The sequence below is a fragment of the Microbacterium sp. GCS4 genome, assembly GCF_001262495.1.
Taxonomy (GTDB): Bacteria; Actinomycetota; Actinomycetes; order Actinomycetales; family Microbacteriaceae; genus Microbacterium.
Genome location: NZ_LGYE01000003.1, coordinates 169489 through 190843 on the forward strand (window position 1 = coordinate 169489; position 21355 = coordinate 190843).

Consider the following 21355-nt stretch of genomic DNA (forward strand, 5'->3'; position numbering starts at 1 on the left):
GCCGATGCGGATGGGGGTCAGTGCCGTTCGTCGAAACCCCACCGGAGGCCAACGACCCCTGGTCCGAAACGCTGGCGCGCGATGTGCATGACCGGCGGGGCGGGCGAGCGGCGGTGCGCGACCTCCTCAGCCCCCGAGGTCTGGACGAAGGACTCGCACCAGGTCGGAGCAGCGTGCGGATCGAACTGCGCCCACACGATGATCTCGTGACTCGGGCGCGTGGTGGCGTGCCACAGTTCGTGCTGGGACGGGTGGTCGTCGGGGTAGGTCTCGGTGAACTCGTACAGCGCCGTCTCGCCGGGTTGGGCGGGGTCGAGCAGTTCGAAGAGCCGCCCCTCGACGAGCATCCCGGGATGCGGGTACGACGCCTTCAACCGGATGCCGCGCAGCGACGAGACCGTCGACCACGTCGTGCGAGGAGCGGGGGAGACGTTCACGACGGCGAACTCCGTCAGCACTCCCCGCGTGGACTGCAGGAGCCCCTTGGTGGTGCAGTGGCGGATACTCCCGCTCTCGTCGACCTCCGCCGTCAGGTGGGTGGTGACGTCCCTGAGACTGTCGGAGGTGGGGCATCCGAGAGCGTCGAGGGTCTCCGCGATGTCCGCCTGCAGGTCGGCGTCGCCGAGGGCGTTCTGCATCGGCGGGAGAGGTCCGGTTCTGTGGGTGGGGCCGATCAGCCGCTCCAGATGCCCCGACGGCAGGTCGAGGAGCCTCTCGATCTCTCGGACGGCGTCACGGGAGCGACCTCCCTCCGGGCGGCGTGCCCCTGATCGCCAGTAGCTGAGGGTCGTCATCGACACCGGCATCCCGTTGTCGGCGAGCCGCCGCTGCACCCAGGTGAGGGTCTGCTTCTTCCGGTACAGAGCAGCGGCGAACTCGCGGCCGAACGCACGCGGGTGATCCCTGTGCGGCATCCTCGCCTCCGTCTCCTCCGGGAACGCAGAGCGTCAGCGTAGCGCGGATGCCACCGCGGGGTCGCTAGAGGAGCGTCTCGGAGATCACCGCCGCTGCGCGCCGCACCTCCATACTCACGGTCGGGATGTCCGCCTCGGTGAGGTCGGACGTGCTGGCTGCGATCTGCACCCCGGCGATGCAGAGTCCCTCGTGGTCGAACACCGGAGCGGCGATCGATGCCACGCCGATGGCTCGGCCGTTGCGCGACCAGCAGTAGCCGTCGCGGCGGATGTGCGCCAGTTCTCGGCGGAACTCGCGAGCGGTGACGTGCGTGCCGTCGGCCCTGTCGAGACGGGAGTCGCTGGCGAGCAGGTCGTCGAGCTCCTGCTCGGTGAGGTAGGCGGCGAGGACCTTGCCGGCGCCCTGGGTCAGCGGCAGGCGCTCGCCGACGGGGAGGACGTACCTCATCGGGCGGACGCCCTCGATGCGGGAGACGACGGCGCGCGACAGCCCGGTGCGGACGAAGAGGGATGCCGTGAGACCCGTCGCGCTGGCCAGGTCCTGCAGATGGGGGAGTGCCGAGGCGACGAGGGGGCTGGACAGCAGATACGCGTGGGCTCCGAAGAGCAGGGCGACACCGGGCCGGTAGCCGCCGTCGTCGCGCTCGACCCGCCCGCGCGCTTCGAGCACGTTGAGGATGCGCTGCGTCGTGGCGACGTGCAGGCCCGCGCGCCGGGCGACCTCGGTCAGACGCAGCGGCTGGCGGCTGTTGTCGAGCACTTCGAGCACGTCGATGGCGCGCTCGAGCGAGCGCATGGTGTTCGACTCGGCCGTTGTCGACATCGCGGGGCTCTCCTACCCGGTGACGAGGTTCTGGCGGTACCCCGGGTTCACCACATTACGAGGCGGACGCCCCTGCAGAAAGTCGACGACGGATTCCACGGCAACCCTGGCCGACTCGTCGCGGGCCTGGGAGGTCGATCCGCCGATGTGGGCGGTGACGAACGCCCGGGGGTGATCGCGCAGCGCGCTCGAAGCGGCGAGAGGTTCCTCCTCGACGACGTCGAGGGCGGCACCGGCCAGGTCCCCCGCATCCAGGGCCGCGATCAGGGCATTCTCGTCGACGACCGGTCCGCGCGCGGTGTTGACGAGGTAGGCCGTGCGCTTCATCCGCCGCAGCGCGTCTGCGTCGATGAGATGGCGCGTCTCGGGCGTGAGGGCGATGTGCAGGCTGACGACGTCGGCCTCGTCGAGCACCTGCTCGAAGGGCACGAGCGCGATGTCGTGGTCGGCAGCGTAGCCGCGGTCGGCGTAGGGGTCGTGGGCGACGACGCGCATGCCGAGAGCCTGAGCGTGTTGCGCGACGGTGCGTCCGATGGCGCCGAGCCCCACGATGCCCAGCGTCGAGCTGTCGAGCTGCAGGCCGGTGGGTCGGGCCCACGCTCCCTCACGCACGCTGCGCATGGCTTCGGGGACCTTGCGCGCCAGCATGAGGATGAACGTCAGCGCGAGCTCGGCCACCGCGGCACTGTTGACTCCGGGGGCGTTGCAGACGGCGATGCCGCGAGACGCCGCCGCGGCGGTGTCGATGCTGTCGTAGCCCACGCCCGTGCGGGCGATGATGCGCAGGTCCCGCGCCGATGCGAGCACGCCCTCGTCGAAGCGGTCGCTGCCCGCGATGACGCCGGAGACCCCCTCCAGGAGGCTCTCCAGCTCCCCGGGCTTCCGCTGACCGCGCAGCGGCGCGTGCACGGTGTCGAAGCCCGCCTCCCGCAACGCGAGATCGGTGGCATCCCCCGGTCGGAGGAACGCGGAGGTGACGAGGATGCGAGCGGTGCCCATGGCGGTTTCCCTTTCCCGATCCGCCCCGCGTCGGTCCTCGGGCTGCGAGGTGGAGCGGGCCGGAGGTGTCGAGACCCGCATCGAGCGCGGCCTTGACGTTCACGACTTTGTGGGTCGATAATGACACAACCGCACCAATTTTGATAGCTCTTATCACTCTGTGATAATCCGGGACCAGTCAAAGATGACGAGGAAGCGCACCGCCATGGCACCAGAAGACCTGCGAACAGGCACGATCGGGTTCCCCGAGTACGTGCGATCCATTCCGGGAGTAGTGGCCGCCGCGCTGTTCCTGCTCTTCGGGCTCGCCACCGCGGTGGCTGCGATCCCGCTCGGACTGTGGACCCCACTCGGTCCAGGTCCGGGCTTCTTCCCGCTGTGGACCGGGCTGATCGTGGCAGCGGCGTCGGCGGTCTGGGGGCTGGGGCAGTGGCGCCGGCCGAACATCGTCGAGCACGCGGCCACGCCGGAGGCCGCCGCAGCCGAGGTCCCGGCCACACCGCGCCAGATCATCACGACGCTCGTGTCGCTGCTCGCGTTGGCCGCCCTGCTCGAAGTGCTCGGCTTCCAGCTCAGTGTCTTCCTGTTCCTCGTCTTCCAACTGAAGTTCGTGGCCCGCCGCTCATGGCTGCTCACCGGCATCCTCTCCCTGGCAGGCAGCTTCGGCGTCTACAGCCTGTTCTCCAACGTGCTGAGCGTGCCGCTGTCCGGCGCGGGCATCCCCTTCCTCTACGACCTGGGGCTGTAGGAATGAACACCTGGGACTACCTCCTGCAGGGACTCGCCGCCGCAGCGACTCCCGAGAACCTCATGTTCGCCCTGATCGGATGCCTCGTCGGCACGGTGCTGGGTCTGCTGCCCGGCATCGGATCGACGGCCGGCATCGCGATCCTCCTGCCGCTGACCTTCGGCATGGATCCCGCATCGGCGATCATCATGCTCGCCGCCATCTTCTACGGCACCGCGTACGGCGGGACCATCACGAGCGTCCTCCTCAACATCCCCGGCGAGGGGGAGTCCGCGATCACGTGCATCGACGGCTACGCCATGACGAAGAAGGGCCGCGGAGGCGTCGCGCTCACCGTCGCCGGCATCGGGTCCTTCATCGGCGGCACGGTCGCGACGATCGCCCTGGTGATCGCCGCGCAGCCGCTGGCGAGCCTGGGCCTGCTCATCGGACCTCCCGAGTTCTTCGCTCTCGTGGTCGTCGGTCTCGCGCTGCTGGTGGGCCTCGTGGGGCGCTCCGTCTCGGCCGGCGTCATCTCGGCTGGCATCGGCATGGTCATCGCCATGGTCGGCATCGACCCCGTCGAAGGCCTGCCGCGCTTCACCTTCGGCAGTGAGCACCTGCTCGACGGCATCAGCATCGTGCCCGTGCTGGTCGGCATCTTCGGCCTCGGCGAGCTGCTGCACGTCTCGGCCGGCGGCACGGTCCGCGCCCGCAGCCCCAAGCTGCGCGAGCTCATCCCGAGTCGCACCGACCTGCGCCGTGCCGCTCCCGCCGTCGGTCGCGGCACCCTCATCGGCGCGGGCATCGGCGTCGTGCCCGGCATCACCAGCACGATCTCCTCCCTCATCGCGTACAGCACCGAACGGCGCGTCGGACGGTTCCGCCGCCAGCTAGGGTCCGGGGCGATCGAGGGTGTCGCCGCCCCGGAGACGGCGAACAACGCGCACGCCAACGCCGCGTTCATCCCGCTGTTCACCCTGGGGATCCCGGCTTCGCCCGCCATCGCGGTGCTGATGGGCGCCTTCCTGCAGAACGGCCTCGTACCGGGGCCGTTGCTGTTCCAGACCGATCCGCTGCTGGTGTGGACCGTGATCGCCAGCCTGTTCATCGGCAACGCGCTGCTGCTCGTGCTGAACGTGCCCCTCGTGGGGCTGTGGACGAAGGTGCTGGCCATCCCGTTTCCCGTGCTGGCTGCCGTTGTCTACGTGTTCATCTTCGTCGGCACCTACGCCGTCAACCGCAGCATCGTCGACATCTTCATCATGATCGCCTTCGGCCTGCTGGGACTGGCGTTCCGCCGGCTGGACCTGCCCCTCGCCCCGCTCGTGCTCACGCTCGTGCTCGGGCCGCTTCTCGAGTCCGCCCTCCGACAGACGCTGCAGATCTCCAACGGCGACTTCGGCTTCTTCCTGTCCCGCCCGATCGCGCTCGTCCTGCTGGGCGTGGCGTCGCTCATCCTCATCCTGTCCGCGATCGGAGGGCGCCGTCTGAAGGCGCGCGCCCATCTGCCCGTCGACTCCGAAGTCTGACCGCTGCAAAGGAGCACCATCATGCGAAAGTCCCTCACCATCGGCCTCGCGAGCCTCGCGCTCGCAGGTCTCGCCCTCTCCGGATGCGCGCAACGCGGCGGCAACGCCGCGAGCGAGGACGGAGAGATCTCCTGGCCGGAGAAGCCCATCACCCTCATCGTCGCATTCGATCCCGGCGGCAGCTCCGACGTGGGCGCTCGACTGCTCGCCGACGCCCTCGAGGAGCAGCTCGACGCGACGGTGGTCGTCGAGAACCGGCCGGGCGCCGGTGGACAGATCGGGTACACCGCGCTCGCCGGAGCAGCCGCCGACGGCTACACCTTCGGTCTCACCACCATCCCCGGGGTCATCGTGTCGGCGCTCGACGAGAGCCGCGGCGCCACGTACACGCCCGAGGACTTCGCCCCCGTCGCGCTGCAGGTGACCGACCCCACGGCCATCGCCGTCGCGCCCGGCAGCCCGTACAAGACGCTCGACGATCTCATCGCCGCCGCCGAGGCCGCGCCCGATACGATCACCGCGTCGACCACGGGCATCGGGAGCCAGGACCACTTCGGTCTGCTGCTGCTCAACGAAGCCGCGGGTGTCGACATCCGTCCCGTGCACTTCGCCGACGGAGCCGCGCAGGCGACCACGGCGTTCCTCGGCGGCAACGTCGACGTCCTCGTCGGCAACGTCGGCGACGTCAAGCAGCTCGAGGAGAGCGGCACCGCGCGCATCCTCACGGTGCTCGCCGACGAGCGCAGCCCCTTCCTGCCCGACGTGCCCACGGCAGCCGAGGCAGGGTACGACGTCGAGCTCGGCTCCGCCCGCGGCTACGCCTTCCCGGCCGGGACGCCGGACGAGATCATCACCAAGCTCTCCGATGCGATCGGAGAGGTCATGAAGGACGAGACGTTCATCTCGCGCATGGAGGACCTGGGCCTGCAGCCCACGTACATGGATGCCGAGGCGTACTCCGCATTCTGGACGGAGCGGACCGACACCCTGGCCGACCTCGTGGACCTCGTGCGGAAGGACGGCTGACCCGTGTCGACGACGACCTCACCCGGAGCGGACCTCATCGCCCGGTTCGCGCGGATCCCCGCCGCCAACATCGGCGACGGCATGGACCGCCTGGGGCTCATGGACGGCGGCATCAGTCCCGTCTGGACCGGCGCCGCGATCGCGGGGCCCGCCTTCACCTGCTGGACGCGCTCGGGCGACAACCTCTTCATCCACAAGGCGATCGACGAGGCGCAGGCCGGAGACGTCATCGTCGTCAACGGCAGCGGGGACTCGACCCGCGCGCTCATCGGCGAGCTCATCGCCGCACGGGCGAAGGCCAAGGGGATCGCCGGGTTCGTCATCGACGGCGCGGTGCGCGACGCGGACGGCATGCGCGAGTACGGGATGCCGGTCTTCGCCCGCGCGGTCACCCCGGCGGGGCCGTACAAGCACGGACCCGGTCGGCTCCAGGTGCCGATCGCGGTCGGCGGCGTCGCGGTCAACCCGGGCGACATCATCGTCGCCGACGCCGACGGGGTGGCCGTCGTGCCGCTCGCGCAGGCGGCGGACATCGTGGTCGCGGCCGAGTCGGTGCAGACGAACGAGGACGGTCGTCGCCGTGACCTCGAGCAGCATCTCGACCTCGCTCGGTCCTGAGGTGCAGCTGTCCGCATTCGATGACCGGGGCGGTGGGGCAGGTTCCCCACCGCCCCGAGTCGTGTCAGCGACGGTCCTCGGTGACGAGGACGTGCGTCTCGTCGCGCGCCCCGGCCATGTTCCAGAGCCGGTCGGCGATCCACGCGGGCTCGATCGCGGTGGGGCTCGCATGCGGTGAGCCGGCGACCGAGCCGTTGATGACGATCTCCCCGACGTAGACACCGTCAGGGCGCAGGCGCGCGGCGAGCAGCCCGACGAGCTTGGTCTTCGCGGCGCATTCGAGCGCCACGCCGTCACCGCCGAACGACACCGCGTAGGCGTCGATGCCGTCGTCGTGCTGCCCCAGTGCGCCGTTGACGACGAGCACCGAGCCCGACTCCGCCGCCCGGAGGTCGTCGAGCGTCTCCTGCACGGCGGTGAGCAGGCCGGCGACGCCGATGTCGAACACGTGCAGGACGGCGTCGGTGTCGACCTGCAGCACGTCGGACACCTCGATGCTGCGATAGGCGGTGAGCGCGAGCGCGGAGATCGGCCCGAGGGAGGACCGGATGCGCCGCAGGGTCTCGCGCAGGGATGCGGGGTTCGCGGCGTCGCCGGCGAACGCGTGAGCGGTGATCCCGGCATCCGCGAGTCGGGCCACGCCGTCGTCGAGCCGCACCTCGCTCCTGCCGATGAGGGCGACGGTCCACCCTTCGGCACCGAAGCGGTGCGCGATGGCGTGGCCGTTGCCGGGACCGTATCCGACGATGACGAGCACGGACATGTTGTTCTCCCGAGGTCGGGCATCCGGAATCGGATGCGCTGGTCCGACCCTACACAAAACGGAACCGGACATTCCACTTCCGATTCTGTTAGAGTCGGGTCATGACCACCGAGGCGCCCCCGATCCGTCGCCCGCGTGCGGATGCCGAGCGCAACCGCCGCCGCATCCTCGACGCCGCATCCGCCGTGTTCGCGGAACACGGGCCGAGCGCGACCCTCGGCGACGTCGCGGCCGAGGCGGGGGTGGGGATCGGCACGATCTACCGCAAGTTCCCCGACAAGAGCGCCCTGCTCGACGCGCTCTTCGACGACAAGATCGGCGACGTCATGGCGGTCGTCGACGATGCCTCCGCACTCAACGACCCGGGCGAGGCGTTCCGCGCCTACCTGAGCGGGATGATCGAGGTGCACGCGCGCGATCGGAGTCTCGCGACGGTGCTCTTCGGCCCCGATCGGTTCGACCGCTTCCCTGCCGAGGTGAGCGAGCGACTGGCCACCGCCGCAGACCGGCTCATCGCGGAGGCCGTCGCCGCCGGGGAGCTGAGGCCGGGATTCACCCGACAGGACACGATCGCGCTCGGGGTCATGGTGAGCACGCTCGCCATGGCCTACCGCGAGAGAGGACCCGAGCTGTGGCGTCGGTACGCCACGATGGTCGTCGACGGCACCCGCCCCTCGGCATCCGCTTCTCCGCTCGCCCCGCAGCCGCCGGCGTTCCGCGCGATGGCCGAGTCGCTGAGCAGGGTACTGTGACGACGCACCCCGCGCTCGAGCTCGTGGACCCGGGCCTCTACGCGACCACGACGCCCGTGCCGCTGCCGTTCATGGCGGGTGTCGACCTCCGGGCGTTCGTACTCGACGCCGATGAGGGGCCCGTCCTCGTCTACAACAACCCCGGCATCGACCCGGCTGCCGACGGCATCCACTCCCTCGGCCGACCGACGCGACTGCTCATCAACCACTGGCACGAGGGCATGCACGGCAGCCCCGCCCTCGACGTGCCGGTCGCCGTGCACGAGCGCGACCGTCGGCAGACCGAACGCGGCATGCGCGTCGACGAGTCGCTCACCGGCGGGCGGCAACGGCTCGGCGACGACCTCGAGGTCATCCCCAGCTTCGCCCACACCCCCGGCGCCGCGTTCTACCTCTGGGACAGCGGACACCATCGATATCTCTTCCCCGGGGATTCGATCTGGGTCGAGGACGGCGTCTGGCAGGCCGTCATCCTGGGCGAGAGCGACCGCCGCGCCTTCGTCGAGACGCTGGAGCTGATGCGCGACCTCGACTTCGACGTGCTCGTGCCGTGGCCCGCGCAGACCGGAGCGCCCGTGCTCGAGAGGGTGTCGGCGGAACAGAAGGAGCGGCAGATCGCCTCCTTGCTCGGTCGCATCCGCGCGGAGGGCGCGCGCGGACGCTGAGCGCGGGTACGGTGAGCGCGTGAGCGATTCCTCGACCGACACTTCTTCCGCTGATCCCCGCATCGCCGTCGTCGGGCCGGGCGCGATCGGCACGACGATCACCGCCGCCCTGCACGCGGCGGGCCGGACGCCCGCACTCTACGGACGCACTGCCCGCGAAGAGCTCGAGCTCCTCGTCGGCGACGAGCGGATCGTGGTGCCCGGCCCCGTGCACACGAACCCGGACGAGGTCAGCGCCACAGCCGATGTCGTCTTCCTCGCGGTCAAGGCCACGCAGATCGATGCGGCGGCGCCGTGGCTCGACGCGCTGTGCGGGCCGGGCACCGTCGTCTGCGTCCTGCAGAACGGCGTCGAGCAGGTCGCCCTGGTCTCGCCGCACGTCGGCGACGCCGTCGCCGTGCTGCCGTCGGTCGTCTGGTTCCCGGCGCAGGCGCAGGCCGACGGCACGGTGCGGCTGCGCGGCGACGCGCGGCTCACGATCCCGGCAGGCGAGGATGCCGAACGCATCGCCGCCGTGCTCGACGGCACGCTGTGTCGCGTCGAGCAGGCGTCGGACTTCGCGGCGATGGCCTGGCGCAAGCTGCTGCAGAACGCCGCCGCCGGCCTCATGGCACTGACGGGACGGCGCGCCGGGGCGTTTCACCGCGACGACCTCGGCGACCTGACGCGCGCCTATCTGCGCGAGTGCGCCGCGGTGGCGCTCGCCGAGGGCGTCGCGCTCGACGATGGCGTCGCCGACGAGATCCTCGCAGGGTTCCGCTCCTCACCCGCCGACCTGAGCACGTCGATCCTCACCGACCGCGAGGCCGAACGGCCTCTGGAGTGGGACGTGCGCAATGGCGTCGTCTCGCGGCTGGGCCGGCGCCACGGCATCCCCACCCCCGTCTCCGACATCGTCACCACCCTGCTCGCGGCGACCAGCGACGGGCCGGGGTGACGGGCTGGCTGACGTCGACCTGTCTTGGTCATCACGGACGATGACATCGGCGAACGCGCAGCCCTGAGCACCCTCGATGCGACCTTCGTGCCGCACCGCTTCGAGAACGCGTCGACCTCCCCCACGAATTGGGAGAGGAACGCGAGGACGGGAATCCGAGACCACTCAGCCATGGGTTTGTCTCTGGCTCCCGCCCCCGCGGGTCTTGGGTGTTCCGGGACGAAGGTGGGTTCCCCGGTTCACGCTGCCTGCCTATCGGCCGCGCCCGCTCGTGAGCTTGTGACTGCGATTCATCGGTTCGGCACCGCGGGGGACGCGTCGGCGCTGGTCAGCTGGTGCCCCGCCCGTAGGAGCGCTACGACGTCGACAGCGGTGAGTGCCATCGCGAGTGCCCCATCGACGACCGCGGCGTCGGCTGCGTGGCCGATCGCGTCACCGGCGAACTCGGGTGTGTGCGGAGCAGAGGAGCATCCCTCGATCGCGATGAGCGGATGGATGGATGGAACGACGTGCGACACATTGCCCATGTCGGTCGACCCTCCCGGCGACGCCGCGGAGGGGTGCGGTGTGCGCCCGAGCGCGGCGATATTGCGATCCCAGGCCTCGGCCAGCACCGGGTTCTGCACCAGTTCGGCGTAGGTGGGTTCGGCAGTCTCCCACGCCCATGAGCACCCCGTCGCGGTCGCCCCACCCTCGAAGCACGCAAGGATCTTGCGCTGCGTGCTCTCGAGCGCGTCGAGGGTGTTCGCGCGCACCTCGGCTCGCACTCGCGTTGACGACGGAATGATGTTCGTTGCCTCACCACCGTGGTCAATGAAGGCATTGGCACGGACTCCGTCGGGAAGGTGCTGGCGGAGAAGGCCCAGTGCGACGAGCCCGATTGTCGCTGCATTCGCCGCATTCACCCCATCGGGGCTCGGCCCTCCCGCATGACCGGCGTGCCCCTGGAAGGACACGTCGAATCGGGCGACGGCCTGCGTGCGCACGTCGGCACAGCGCAGATCTTCGCCGGGCCCACCGTGCACCATAAGGGAGAAGTCGACGTCATCCCACGCGCCAGCGTCGAGCATGAGGATCTTTCCCCCACCGTGCTCCTCCGCCGGCGTTCCGAGTAGCTTCACGCGGATGCCGAGGTCGTCGACGACACCTGCCAGCGCAATGGCTGCACCGACGCCGGCGGCGGCGATGATGTTGTGACCACAGGCGTGGCCCATGCCGGGGAGTGCGTCGTACTCCGCGCAGATCGCGACGGTGATATCTCCCTGTCCGATCGTGGCCTCCACGGCGGTGTCGAGACCGAACGCATCCTCCCACACCTCGAACCCGGCTGCACGCATCGTCTCAGCCACCACCGAGGCTGCCCGGTGTTCAGCGAAAGCGAGCTCCGGATGCGCGTGGATCTGCGCACTCAGCGCCAGAGCTTCTGCTTCCCAACTCGTGCGGGAGGCGATCACCGTGCCCCGCACGTCGGAAATCGCGGCGGGCACAGGGAGAGAGGGGAGAGCTGTCATCGTTCTTCAATCGGTTCGGGGGCATGTGAGTGGGAAGTGTCGTCGATCGGGTCGGCGGAGCGGGCGACCCGAACACGCAGCCCGACAACGGCAAGAGCGAGCGAGATCACCAGGCAGATCGCCCACACCGCGACGAAGGACGTGGGGGTGGAGCGTGAGACGGTCGCCCCACCATCGGATGCTGTAGCAACGAATAGCGTCATAACGAGGGCGAACACCGCCCCGGCTGCTGCTCCTGCCGCAGTGCGCGCGGTGTTGAAGAGGGCGGAGGCGATTCCCACGGAGTCCGCAGGAGCGTTGCGGACCACGACCGCGGGCAGAACAGCGAGCAGGACACCGGCGGAGACGCCCCCGAGCGCCATCGACGCGATGAACAGTCCGGCCGCCCCGGCAAAGACGATCATGAGAGCGAAGCTCACGGCGGCTGTCGTTCCCGCGAGAGCGATCGCGCGGTGAGCGGATATCCCTCGCACGAGTCGATCCCCGAGGAGCGTGCCGACAAAGGCGGCCAGCGCATACAGCACGATGATCGCACCGGCGGCGGCGGGCGGGATGCCGAGGCCGTACCCGTCGCGCTCGCTGTCGCCGAGGAGCCAGAGGAAGCTCGCCGTCTGACCGCCGTAGGTCTGGGCGCCGAACAGCAGCGAGGCGACGATCGGCAGTCCGATGCCCCCGCGCGTGAGCATCGCGAGGTCGACCAGCGGGTCGGCGATCCGGCGTTCCACGAACACCCACAGCGTCAGCACCGCGGCTCCGCCCAGGATCAGCGCGAGGGTGCGCAGGTCTCCCCATCCCCAGGTGCCGGCGTTCGAGACGCCCGTCAGTATCGCGAGCAGGCCGATCGTCAGCAGGACGGCTCCGATGATGTCGACGCGGCCTCTTTTTCGCACGGCGGTCTCAGGCACGAGAAGCACGACGACGGGGACACACAGGGCGATGAACACTGCGGGGATCAGCAGGACGATCGTGAGGTCGCCGGTCGCGCCGAAGAGCAGTCCGGACATGAGGGAGCCGACCGCGGCGCCGAGGGTGAGCCCGCCGACGAGCACTCCGATGCTGCGGCTCGCCGATCGTTCGTCTCTGGCGCGGACGATCGCGAACTCCAAGGGCAGGAAGGCCGCCAGCGGTGCTTGCAGCGCTCGCCCGAGGAGGAACACCTCGAACGTGGGTGCGAAGGCAACGACGAGAGATCCCACGGCGACGAGTCCCGTTGCGATGACCAGCAGCCGCTTATGCCCGAACATGTCGCCGAGCTTGGCCAGGATGGGAACGCAAGCAACGGTCATGAGCATGTACATCGCGCTCACCCAGTTCAGTGCACCGGCGCCGACGCCGAACTGCTGGCCGATCGCGGCGAGCAAGGGCGAGAACCAACCTTGTAGCGCGCCGCTGCCAAACTCCATGACGACAAGAAAGCCGACGACACCGATTGCCGGGCGCCCACGAACGAGACTCTGCGACACGACCTGCTCCTCTGTCGATCCAATGCGATGGGTTATGTTCACCCACGATTGCGAGAAGCGTGCCTAAAATGCAGTTTTATGAACAGGACTGACCGTTCGACGCAGTTAGCGAGTCTTGACGAGACCGATAAGAGACTGATCCAAGCGCTCCAGATCAACCCCCGCGCCCGATGGGCTGCCCTCGCGCCCATCATCGGCGTCGACTCAGTAACGTTGGCACGCCGCTGGGAACGACTGTCCGACCATGGACTCGCCTGGGTGGCCGGTCATCCAGGGCCCGGAACACGGGGACCGTCAGCGATCCTCGAGATTGAAGCCGAACCCGGCGCGACTCTAGAGATCGCACAGTCCCTCGCCGCGGACCCCGAGGCCTTCACGATCGATCACACCGCAGGAGGGCGGGACCTGCTGGCCATCGTGGGCGCGAACGATCTCGACTCGCTGAGCGAATACATCATGGGGAGGATGCGTCGGCTCTCGGGCGTGCGCGCGACACGCACATTGCTCCTGTCCTCCCCGTTCACAGACGCCGGGCAATGGCGACTGCGTTCCCTGTCAACCGACGAGACGTCCGCCGTCGAGCGCACTCTCGATGTGCCGACCACCGCGCGAGGCGAGGTCGATCCGCAACTGGAACACGCCCTACTGCACGCGCTCGGACAGGACGGGCGTGCCACAGTGACGAACATTGCTCGAGAGCTAGGCGTCGGGCAACGACGCGTACGCGAGGCGCTCACCACCCTCAGTACGCAGGGGCGCCTGGTGGTTCGTACCGAAGTTGCGCGCGCTCACTCCGGTTGGCCGGTGCACGCGTGGTACTTCCTCCGGGTCCCGGCGGGCGTCGCCGAGCGCGTGGGGTCTGCCATGACGAGGCTCGGAGAAGTCCGCATGGCGGCATCGACGATCGGCCCGTACAACCTGGTTCTGTCGGTGTGGATGCGCGCACTCGCCGACGTGCAACGACTCGAGGTGGCGATCGAGGAAGGGGTGCCTGGTGTGTCGATCGCCGACCGATCAGTGGTCTTGCAGAGCCTCAAGAAGGAGGGCCGCTACCTCGCTGCCGGCGGGCTTGCAACTGACACCATGATCCCTATGTTGATCTAGATTCTGCGTGAGAATCATTGGTTTCGCTGGGAAGCCTCTAATCAAGGCAGCTACCGTACCTGCTGCTTAGCGTATGTCGTATGACGCATGCGCAGCCGGCTGTCGGAGTCTTCGACCTCTTCACGGTCGGGATAGGGCCCTCGAGTTCACACACAGTCGGACCGATGAAGGCCGCCGCCGACTTTGCCGCGTCGCTCGAGGCCCGGGACCTGCTACTGCGCGTGTCGACGCTGCGCGTCGAGATCTTTGGCTCACTTGCCGCAACTGGCGCCGGGCACGGCACCTTCACCGCCGTGCTGCTGGGGCTGACGGGAGCTCGCTCCGATGAGATCACCCCCGACGAGGTCGCGGCACGGCTCGACGAAATTACACGTACCGGAACTGTCGCCCTCGCCGGACAGCATCCCATTCCTTGCGCAGTCGAAGACTTCGTCCTTCGCCCCCTGACTGTTCACCCCCGCCACACCAATGCGTTGTCGTTCACCGCGGCCGATGCGACCGGTACCGCGCTCGCGACAGAAACCTACTTCTCGGTGGGCGGAGGATTCATCGTCCGCGAAGGCGGGGAACCGGGCTCGACGTCGACTGCAGGAGACGTCCTCCCGTGGCCGTTCTCTTCCGGGGCAGAACTCCTGGCCAGGTGCGAGGAGGCAGGACTCGCCGTGAGCGCGGTGATGCGTGAGAACGAGCGCGCTCGGCGGCCTGACGATGAAATCCATGCGGGCCTGCGTCACATCTGGGACGTGATGGAATCGAGCGTGCGGTCGTCGATTGGGCGCGACGGCGTGCTCCCCGGCGGCCTGAAGGTTCGGCGCCGGGCGGGTGCGTGGGCGGCGCGTCTGGCCGCGGAGGATCCCGACCACGGTCACGAACACTGGCAGCAGCGCGTGAATCTGATCGCACTCGCGGTCAACGAGGAGAACGCGAGCGGCGGGCGCGTGGTGACGGCGCCGACGAACGGCGCGGCCGGCATCGTTCCTGCGGTGCTGTACTACGCCCTGCACTACACCTCCGCGGCGGCGAGCGGCGGCGAAGCGGTCCGAGAGGACATCATCGAGAGATTCCTTCTCGCTGCGGCTGCGGTCGGCTCGCTCTACAAGGCGAACGCCTCGATCTCCGGCGCCGAGGTCGGATGCCAGGGGGAGGTCGGGTCGGCGTCGTCGATGGCAGCGGCCGGTCTGGCTGAAATCCTCGGCGGCACACCGCGCCAGGTGGAGAACGCCGCCGAGATCGCCATGGAGCACAACCTCGGCCTCACCTGCGACCCGATCGGCGGGCTGGTGCAGGTGCCCTGCATCGAACGCAATGCGATCGCGGCATCGAAGGCCATCAACGCGGCACGGATGGCGCTGTGGGGCGACGGAGAGCACCGCGTCTCACTCGACCAGGTGATCGCGACGATGCGCGACACCGGCGCGGACATGAGTGACAAGTACAAAGAGACTGCGCTGGGTGGCCTCGCCGTCAACGTCGTCGAGTGTTGAGAGGAACACCCGTCATGCACACACGTACCGTTTTCACCGGAGGGCGCGTCTTCGACGGCGTCACGACCGCGGAGGCCGACGTGGCCATTCATGGAGACCGAATCGTTGATGTCGGGATCGGGCTTGACGGCGATGAGGCGGTCGACTGCACGGGGGCGTTCATCGTCCCCGGACTCTTCGACTGCCATGTCCACATCATGGCGAGCGACTTCGACGTGGCCCGGAGCGAACAGGAGCCCTTCTCCCTCCCCTATTACGAGGCGGTGCGCAACCTTTCGCTCCTCCTCGATCAGGGCATCACCTCAGCGCGCGACGCGGCCGGAGCCGATGCCGGCGTGAAGCGCGCGATCGCGAAGAACCTCATCGAAGGACCGCGACTGCAGACCGCAATCGTGATGCTCTCCCAGACCGGCGGTCACGGCGATCTGCATCTCCCCTCCGGCGGCAGCCGTTCGATGGCGATGATGATGCCACACCCGGGACGACCGCGCTCGGTCCGTGATGGAGTGGATGACGTACGCCGCGGGGTGCGGGAAATCCTGCGCGCCGGTGCCGACGCGATCAAGGTGGCGACCACCGGGGGAGTCATGTCGACGGGCGACGATCCCCGCCACGCGCACTTCCGCGATGACGAACTCGCGGTGATCGCGGAAGAGGTCGCCGCGGCGGGAACATACTTCTTCGCCCACGCCCAAGGCACGGAGGGGATCAAGGCCGCCTTGCGGCATGGAGCACGGTCGATCGAACATGGGTATTACCTCGATGACGAGGCGATCGACCTCCTTCTCCGCACCGGGGCGTGGCTCGTGCCGACGCTGTCCGCCACGCAAGCGATCGTGGACGCCGCCGACCGCGGCGTGCCGATCCCCGCCGAGAGTCAGGCCCTTGCCCGGGAGGCTGTCGGTGCCCACCGGGCGAGCTTCGCGCGAGCCGTCGACGCAGGCGTCAAGGTCGCCATGGGTACCGATTCGCCGCCGTACGGCCACCCCTCCGCAAGCAACCTCGACGAACTGTCGCTGATGACACAGGCGTCGGCGATGACGCCGGCGGATGCGTGGCGCGCAGCCACGGCGAACTCTGCAGCATTGCTGCGGCAGGACGACCTCGGTGCCCTCGCGCCAGGAAAGATCGCCGACCTCGTCGTCGTGAACGGCGAAGTCGACGATCTCCGCGGGCTGCGCGGGCGCATCCGATCCGTCATCCTCGGCGGACGACGCGTGCGCTAATCGTCAGGCCTCACGCAGCGCCGGCCCGTCAGCGAAGATTACGTATCGCCGAGGAAGGCCGTGATGGCCGACGCGGCACGAGCAGGGTGCTCGTTCTCCCACGCGTGCCCGCAGCCGGCAAGCACCAGTGCATCCGCCCGACGGATCTCGTCGACCATCGACAGGGCATCCACCATGGGCACCGCGGCGTCTTCACGTCCATGGATGACCAGCGCGCGGGCATCGATCTCGCCCAGTCGGCCGCGTGTATCGAACCCGCGCGTGGCAGCGAAACGTCGCATCAACCGATCGCCATGATCCGCTCGTACAGGCGCCCCGTCCGTCGGCGTCGTGGAGGTCGCGGCAGGCACCAGGTGCGCGAGGGTGGCCCTGGCGCGCGCCTCGTCGCCACGCTCGAGCGCGAGGAGCAGATCGGCGACAGGGCCAGCGGTGCGCTTGGCGCGGAACGGGGCCTGCGAGGTCGCGCCGAGCACGAGCCCACCCAAGAGGTCTGCGTGACGGAGAGCGAAGGCCTGAGCCACCATCCCCCCGAATGATGTGCCCAGAACATGCGCGCGCGGATATCCGAGCGCCTGGACAAGCGCAGCGAGATCATCGGCGAGATCATCGGTCGTGTACGTCGACGGTTCGAACTCGGTGTCACCACGATCTCGCTGATCGTACGTGATGACCGTGAACGCTGATCTCAGGTGCACCCGAAGCTCGTCGAACAGTTCCTGCCCGACCTGGAGCCCATGGAGGAGGAACAGCGGGGGCCCGGCACCATCGACACGGAACGCGGTGACTCCCGCGCCAGTTCGAATGACGGCTTCCCCAGCCCCCGCCATCCGGGTCACCAGATCTTGCGCTCGCGCGCGTCCGCGACCAGCTCGGGGTCGGGGATGAGCGTCTTCGCCGCGACCGTGGCCAGCGACTGCTGCGAGAAGTGGAACCCGAAGTCCTCGGTCACGAGCTTGCGCCACGGCCGGTTCAGGATGTTGTGCGTCGACCACCGCGCGAACCGCGGCCGCTTCATGATGTCGCGGGCGAGCTGCCAGGCCTTGGGGAGCAGGTCTTCGCGGGGCAGCACGTCGCTGACGAGACCATACTCCAGAGCTTTGCGGGCCGGGATGCTCGTTCCGCCATAGACGGCGTAGGCTGCCCGCTTGGTGCCCATCAAGTGCTGCAGGGCGAGAGCGAGCCCGTCGCCGGGCGAGGTGCCGACCATGAAATGCGGGTCCATGAAGTCCGCATCCTCGGCGGCGAGGGTCACGTCGCACATCAACGCGAACTCCGTGTGGATCCCCGGCCCGTTCACCACCGCGATGGTGGGGATGTCGATGTTGTTCACGAAGTTCTCGATCAGCTTCCACGCATCGATCGTCTGCTGGAAGATGTAGTCCGGAGTCTCGTCGACCAACGGCTTGGGCCACGTCTGACGGGGATCTCCGCGGAACCAGGCCTCACCGGTTCCCGTGATGATCAGAACGTGGTTCTCGGGGTCGTTGCCGACGTCCTGCCACACCCGATTCCACGCGTTGTGCGCTGCCCAGTTGTGCACGTACTCGCCGCCTTCGGTGTGGAGGCGCAGTTCGAGGATGCCATCCTCTCGACGCATCTCGAAGAAATCGGCGTAGCGTTTCGAGTACTCCTCCAACGGTGTGGGCGCGACGTGACCGTCCCAACCGAAGCTCGCGGTGTCAACCATGGTGAGTCCCTTCGTCGGAGCGAGCCAACCCCGCCCGTTAATGAGACACTGTATCTCGATAAGCCGGGAGCTGATCGGGTAACTCGCAAATCGCTGGGAACCGACCCCTCCGACGAGCTTCGCGAAGATTCAGACGCTCAATCGACGTGATCGCGCCACAAACCGGCCACGACGAGTTCCACGATCGCCTGCGCATCCTCAGGGAGGAAAGGGCGATCTCGGCGCAGGACGAACCACTGCACGGGGCCGATGAGCATCATATTGACAAAGGGGGCCTCCGCAGGAGGGAGCTGTCCAGCCTCTGTCGCCCGGTCGAGGCGTCGCTGCAGTTCGCCCGTGCGGCGATCCAGCAGTTCCACTCCCACATGGTGAAGCCCATCGTTCTCATCGGTGCGGCGCAGGAGGATCTGGAGCACCGCGCGACCGGCAGGCGTCATGGACGCCTCGGCGAAGGATTGCAGGAAGGTCGTGAGATCGCGGACGATATCGCCGGTGTTCTCGATCTGCACAGTTGTCTCGGCGAAGTGTGTAAGTACGTCGCGGAAGAGATCGTCGCGGTTCGGCCACCGTCGATAGACCGTCGCGCGCCCGACCTGTGCGCGGGAAGCGAGTACTTCGTATTGCAGACCGTCGATACCGCTCTCGGCGACGATCTCGAGCGCCGCCGATCGCAACCGCTCCGTGACAAGTCGAGTGCGCCCTCCGGGGCGCCGCGCACGCAAGTCATCAACCATCATGAGGCCACCTTGTCTTCCGATGCCCCTCAGCGCAACCGCGAGCTGCAACCGCCGAGCGACATCAGCCGATGCTAGCCGTTTCATTCATCAGCGGCTCCTCGAGCAAAGATTCCTTCAACAACCAGGCTTCGTGCGACGGTTTCCTGCGTCGGCTGCCGGTGGCAACATCGCACTCCCACAATGTCCAGAACATTCGCGACGCCCTGTCGCGCCTACTCCCGGAGCGAGCCATGACACAGAATCCCGCCAGTGCGATACGCCTCAACGAACGAGAACACGATGGATGGAGCGGACGCCTCGTCTGGTGGGTCGCGATCCTCATCGTCGCGAACACCCTTGTCGACACCGTGATCGTTGCTCCCTTACTCGTGCTGCCGCAGATGGCCGAGTTCTTCGGCACGGATCAGAGCGCCTGGCTCAACGCGAGCGCCGTACTGGCGGGGGCGATGTGGGCACCACTCTTGGGCAAGAGCGCTGACATCTACGGCAAGCGTCGCATCCTCGTGCTCGCGCTGTTCGCCGGCGGTGTCGGCGCTCTCATCTGCCTCGTCGCCCCGAACATCGGGATCTTCCTGATCGGTCGTGTCATCCAGGGCACGGCGGTGGGCTCGGTCTTCATCACCGTCGTTTACATCCGACAAATGTTCCCCACCCGGGTCGGCATGACGTCCGTCGGTATCGTCACCTCCGGCTCGGCGATCCTGGGAATCGCATCGCCCTTCCTCTTCGAAGCGGTCGTCAGGGCATTCGACTTCCGCGCGGTGTTCGTCGTGTCCGCTGCCCTCGCGTTCGTCGCGGCGATCTCGGTGCGCGTGTTCCTGCCCGAGTCGCCCGTTCATGCTCGCAGTCGACTCGATGTGCTTGGCGCCATACTGCTCGGGTTGGGTCTCGCAGGTGTTCTGGCCTACATCAGCCTTGGGCCCACCGCAGGATGGACGAACGCCGGACTGGTGGTCATACTTCTGATCGGCGTCACACTTCTGACGGGATGGGTGTTCTCTGCACTGCGCACCCCACAGCCTGTGGTCGATCTGCGCCGGCTGACGCGGCCGATGGTGGCGATGCTCCTGGTCGTCGTGCTCGGCACCGGAGCGTACCAAGCGCTGCTGCAGCTGATGGGCCTGATCGGACAGACGCCGCCCGAGGCCGGCCTCGGCTACGGTCTCGCCGGAGAATCGAGCTCACTCGGTCTCATGTTCGCGCTCCCCGCACTGGGCGCAGCGATCGGAGGAATCTTTGCCGGCTGGCTCGGCGCCCGCATCGGCCCTGCACGCACGCTCGTCGGCGGTGCCTTCATCGGCCTGGGATCGGGTTTCGGCCTCCTCCTGTCCACTGGGGCCTTCCTACCCGCGGCCATCTGCGCTGGCCTGCTCGGACTCACTGCCGGAGCGCTCGTCACCTCCGGCTTCAACCTCGCGACCACGCTCGTGCCGGAGGAGAGACAGGGGGTGGTCGCTTCGCTCGTGCAGGTGATGCTCGGCGTCGGTTCTGTTGTGATGAACATCGTCGGCGGGAGCATCCTGAGCGCTACCACGATTCCTGACAGCTCAGGACCCTCGGCAGCCGGGGTGAACACGTACATCATTGTGATGCTCGGCGCGTTCGCTGTCGCAACCGCGATCGCCGTGGGGCTCTCGCGACACATCCGCTGGACGCCCCGGACGGACAGCGCTCACTGAGTCCAGCACCCGCATTCCGGTCCTCGTCGCCGAAGGGGGCGAGGACCGGGAGCGATGCTCCTGTCAGGGATCTCACGCACCTAGTGCGTAAGCAGCACCTTCACGATGCCTATTGCTAGAGCGACAAAAGCCAGAGCCACGCCAGCCCAGAGAGCCCTCAGCGTGAGAGCCACACCGCTGAACCGCTGCATGAACAGTCCGACGAACCCGATGCGTGCAGCGAGGATGAGGATCGCGGATGTCTGCACCCATAGAGGTGGCACCCATCCCAGCCATGCCACAAGGTAAAGCGCGGCTGGGATCAGTGCTGCCGTCGCGATGGGGCGGGCCGTCACGAGTACCTCGCGCACGACCTCGCGAGTCGCCGGATGCTCTGGTTCGTCGACACTCTGCCCGATACCGTGCGAGACGACGTGTGCGAGTACGTGAGCAAGGAATGTCAGAAATCCGGTGGCCAGCACCGCACCCACTGCTGACCCATGACGGATCTGCTCGGGATCCACCGCGATGGCGGCGCTCAAAACGGTGATGTTCCCATACACGTAAGACGAGAGCCATTCACGCGCCCGCCCTACCGGGATATTTGTTCGTTGGTGACGATCTCGGCGATGCGTGCGGTCTCGACCGTGGCTATCTTTCTGCCTGTCGCGAGGACGGAATCGCATGTGGATGGTTCCTTTCTGGGACGGGTCACATACTCGCGGCGGA

At 68.1% G+C, this 21355-nt stretch carries 21 protein-coding genes; 11 read left to right on the forward strand and 10 right to left on the reverse strand.

The window, feature by feature from the left end; all coding sequences use genetic code 11:
- Nucleotides 1-17 precede the first annotated feature (17 nt).
- The 3 genes from AKH00_RS12595 to AKH00_RS12605 form a co-directional block, all read right to left on the reverse strand.
- Nucleotides 18-914 carry a hypothetical protein gene (locus AKH00_RS12595; protein WP_050723108.1) on the reverse strand — a complete coding sequence of 299 codons (897 nt, stop codon included), beginning with the start codon at nucleotides 912-914 and terminating at the stop codon, nucleotides 18-20.
- Nucleotides 915-978: 64 nt separating this feature from the next.
- Nucleotides 979-1737 (reverse strand): IclR family transcriptional regulator, encoded by a 759-nt coding sequence (locus tag AKH00_RS12600; RefSeq protein WP_050723109.1) that lies wholly within the window; start codon nucleotides 1735-1737, stop codon nucleotides 979-981.
- A 12-nt stretch (nucleotides 1738-1749) separates the two neighbouring features.
- Complete coding sequence (locus tag AKH00_RS12605) at nucleotides 1750-2736, reverse strand: phosphoglycerate dehydrogenase (protein WP_050723110.1); 987 nt, start codon at nucleotides 2734-2736, stop codon at nucleotides 1750-1752.
- Nucleotides 2737-2941: 205 nt separating this feature from the next.
- On the opposite strand from AKH00_RS12605, the gene AKH00_RS12610 reads away from it, so the two are divergent.
- From AKH00_RS12610 to AKH00_RS12625, 4 genes are read left to right on the forward strand one after another with little or no spacing between them, the layout of a single operon-like run.
- The gene (locus tag AKH00_RS12610) at nucleotides 2942-3484 is read left to right on the forward strand and encodes a tripartite tricarboxylate transporter TctB family protein (protein ID WP_161804397.1); all 543 of its coding nucleotides are present in this window, start codon (nucleotides 2942-2944) and stop codon (nucleotides 3482-3484) included.
- Between the two features lie 2 nt (nucleotides 3485-3486).
- Nucleotides 3487-4995 (forward strand): tripartite tricarboxylate transporter permease, encoded by a 1509-nt coding sequence (locus AKH00_RS12615; RefSeq protein ID WP_050723112.1) that lies wholly within the window; start codon nucleotides 3487-3489, stop codon nucleotides 4993-4995.
- A gap of 21 nt (nucleotides 4996-5016) precedes the next feature.
- Nucleotides 5017-6021: a tripartite tricarboxylate transporter substrate binding protein gene (locus AKH00_RS12620; RefSeq protein WP_050723113.1), complete on the forward strand. Its 1005-nt coding sequence runs from the start codon at nucleotides 5017-5019 to the stop codon at nucleotides 6019-6021.
- Nucleotides 6022-6024: 3 nt separating this feature from the next.
- Nucleotides 6025-6639 carry an RraA family protein gene (locus AKH00_RS12625; protein WP_050723114.1) on the forward strand — a complete coding sequence of 205 codons (615 nt, stop codon included), beginning with the start codon at nucleotides 6025-6027 and terminating at the stop codon, nucleotides 6637-6639.
- Between the two features lie 64 nt (nucleotides 6640-6703).
- On the opposite strand, the gene AKH00_RS12630 is transcribed toward AKH00_RS12625, so the two are convergent.
- A complete protein-coding gene (locus tag AKH00_RS12630; protein ID WP_050723115.1) occupies nucleotides 6704-7402 on the reverse strand; it encodes an SDR family NAD(P)-dependent oxidoreductase in 699 nt (232 codons plus the stop codon).
- 101 nt (nucleotides 7403-7503) lie between these two features.
- Here AKH00_RS12630 and AKH00_RS12635 point away from each other — a divergent pair, with 101 nt between their 5' ends.
- Genes AKH00_RS12635 through AKH00_RS12645 form a run of 3 tightly spaced genes read left to right on the forward strand, consistent with a single transcriptional unit; the run spans nucleotide 7504 to nucleotide 9756 of the window.
- Complete coding sequence (locus AKH00_RS12635) at nucleotides 7504-8154, forward strand: TetR/AcrR family transcriptional regulator (RefSeq protein ID WP_050723116.1); 651 nt, start codon at nucleotides 7504-7506, stop codon at nucleotides 8152-8154.
- A complete protein-coding gene (locus AKH00_RS12640; protein WP_050723117.1) occupies nucleotides 8151-8819 on the forward strand; it encodes a hypothetical protein in 669 nt (222 codons plus the stop codon). The genes AKH00_RS12635 and AKH00_RS12640 overlap by 4 nt, the downstream gene beginning before the upstream one ends.
- 19 nt (nucleotides 8820-8838) lie before the next feature.
- Entirely contained in the window at nucleotides 8839-9756 is a 918-nt protein-coding gene (locus tag AKH00_RS12645; protein ID WP_050723118.1) for an oxidoreductase, read from the forward strand.
- A gap of 290 nt (nucleotides 9757-10046) precedes the next feature.
- Here the strand turns inward: AKH00_RS12645 and AKH00_RS12650 are convergent, their stop codons facing one another.
- Both AKH00_RS12650 and AKH00_RS12655 read right to left on the reverse strand, forming a co-directional pair.
- The gene (locus AKH00_RS12650) at nucleotides 10047-11243 is read right to left on the reverse strand and encodes an amidohydrolase (protein ID WP_050723119.1); all 1197 of its coding nucleotides are present in this window, start codon (nucleotides 11241-11243) and stop codon (nucleotides 10047-10049) included.
- A 20-nt stretch (nucleotides 11244-11263) separates the two neighbouring features.
- Nucleotides 11264-12670 (reverse strand): MFS transporter, encoded by a 1407-nt coding sequence (locus AKH00_RS12655; protein WP_050723120.1) that lies wholly within the window; start codon nucleotides 12668-12670, stop codon nucleotides 11264-11266.
- 138 nt (nucleotides 12671-12808) lie between these two features.
- On the opposite strand from AKH00_RS12655, the gene AKH00_RS12660 reads away from it, so the two are divergent.
- The 3 genes from AKH00_RS12660 (at nucleotide 12809) to AKH00_RS12670 (ending at nucleotide 16544) form a co-directional block, all read left to right on the forward strand.
- Nucleotides 12809-13834 (forward strand): Lrp/AsnC family transcriptional regulator, encoded by a 1026-nt coding sequence (locus AKH00_RS12660; RefSeq protein ID WP_050723121.1) that lies wholly within the window; start codon nucleotides 12809-12811, stop codon nucleotides 13832-13834.
- 80 nt (nucleotides 13835-13914) lie between these two features.
- Nucleotides 13915-15318 (forward strand): L-serine ammonia-lyase, encoded by a 1404-nt coding sequence (locus AKH00_RS12665; RefSeq protein WP_050723122.1) that lies wholly within the window; start codon nucleotides 13915-13917, stop codon nucleotides 15316-15318.
- Between the two features lie 14 nt (nucleotides 15319-15332).
- On the forward strand, nucleotides 15333-16544 hold the full coding sequence (locus tag AKH00_RS12670) for a metal-dependent hydrolase family protein (protein WP_050723123.1): 1212 nt from the start codon (nucleotides 15333-15335) through the stop codon (nucleotides 16542-16544).
- A 38-nt stretch (nucleotides 16545-16582) separates the two neighbouring features.
- On the opposite strand, the gene AKH00_RS12675 is transcribed toward AKH00_RS12670, so the two are convergent.
- The 3 genes from AKH00_RS12675 to AKH00_RS18495 all read right to left on the reverse strand — a co-directional run bounded on the left by AKH00_RS12675 (nucleotide 16583) and on the right by AKH00_RS18495 (nucleotide 19052).
- Nucleotides 16583-17371 carry an alpha/beta fold hydrolase gene (locus tag AKH00_RS12675; protein WP_050723124.1) on the reverse strand — a complete coding sequence of 263 codons (789 nt, stop codon included), beginning with the start codon at nucleotides 17369-17371 and terminating at the stop codon, nucleotides 16583-16585.
- A 5-nt stretch (nucleotides 17372-17376) separates the two neighbouring features.
- Nucleotides 17377-18231, reverse strand: coding sequence for an enoyl-CoA hydratase/isomerase family protein (locus AKH00_RS12680; protein WP_050723125.1), 855 nt, complete (start codon nucleotides 18229-18231; stop codon nucleotides 17377-17379).
- Nucleotides 18232-18368: 137 nt separating this feature from the next.
- On the reverse strand, nucleotides 18369-19052 hold the full coding sequence (locus AKH00_RS18495) for a TetR/AcrR family transcriptional regulator (protein WP_082297608.1): 684 nt from the start codon (nucleotides 19050-19052) through the stop codon (nucleotides 18369-18371).
- 146 nt (nucleotides 19053-19198) lie between these two features.
- Between AKH00_RS18495 and AKH00_RS12690 the strand changes: the two genes are divergently transcribed.
- Nucleotides 19199-20647 carry an MFS transporter gene (locus AKH00_RS12690; protein WP_050723127.1) on the forward strand — a complete coding sequence of 483 codons (1449 nt, stop codon included), beginning with the start codon at nucleotides 19199-19201 and terminating at the stop codon, nucleotides 20645-20647.
- An 80-nt stretch (nucleotides 20648-20727) separates the two neighbouring features.
- On the opposite strand, the gene AKH00_RS12695 is transcribed toward AKH00_RS12690, so the two are convergent.
- Nucleotides 20728-21168, reverse strand: coding sequence for a hypothetical protein (locus AKH00_RS12695; RefSeq protein ID WP_152926188.1), 441 nt, complete (start codon nucleotides 21166-21168; stop codon nucleotides 20728-20730).
- Nucleotides 21169-21355 lie beyond the last annotated feature (187 nt).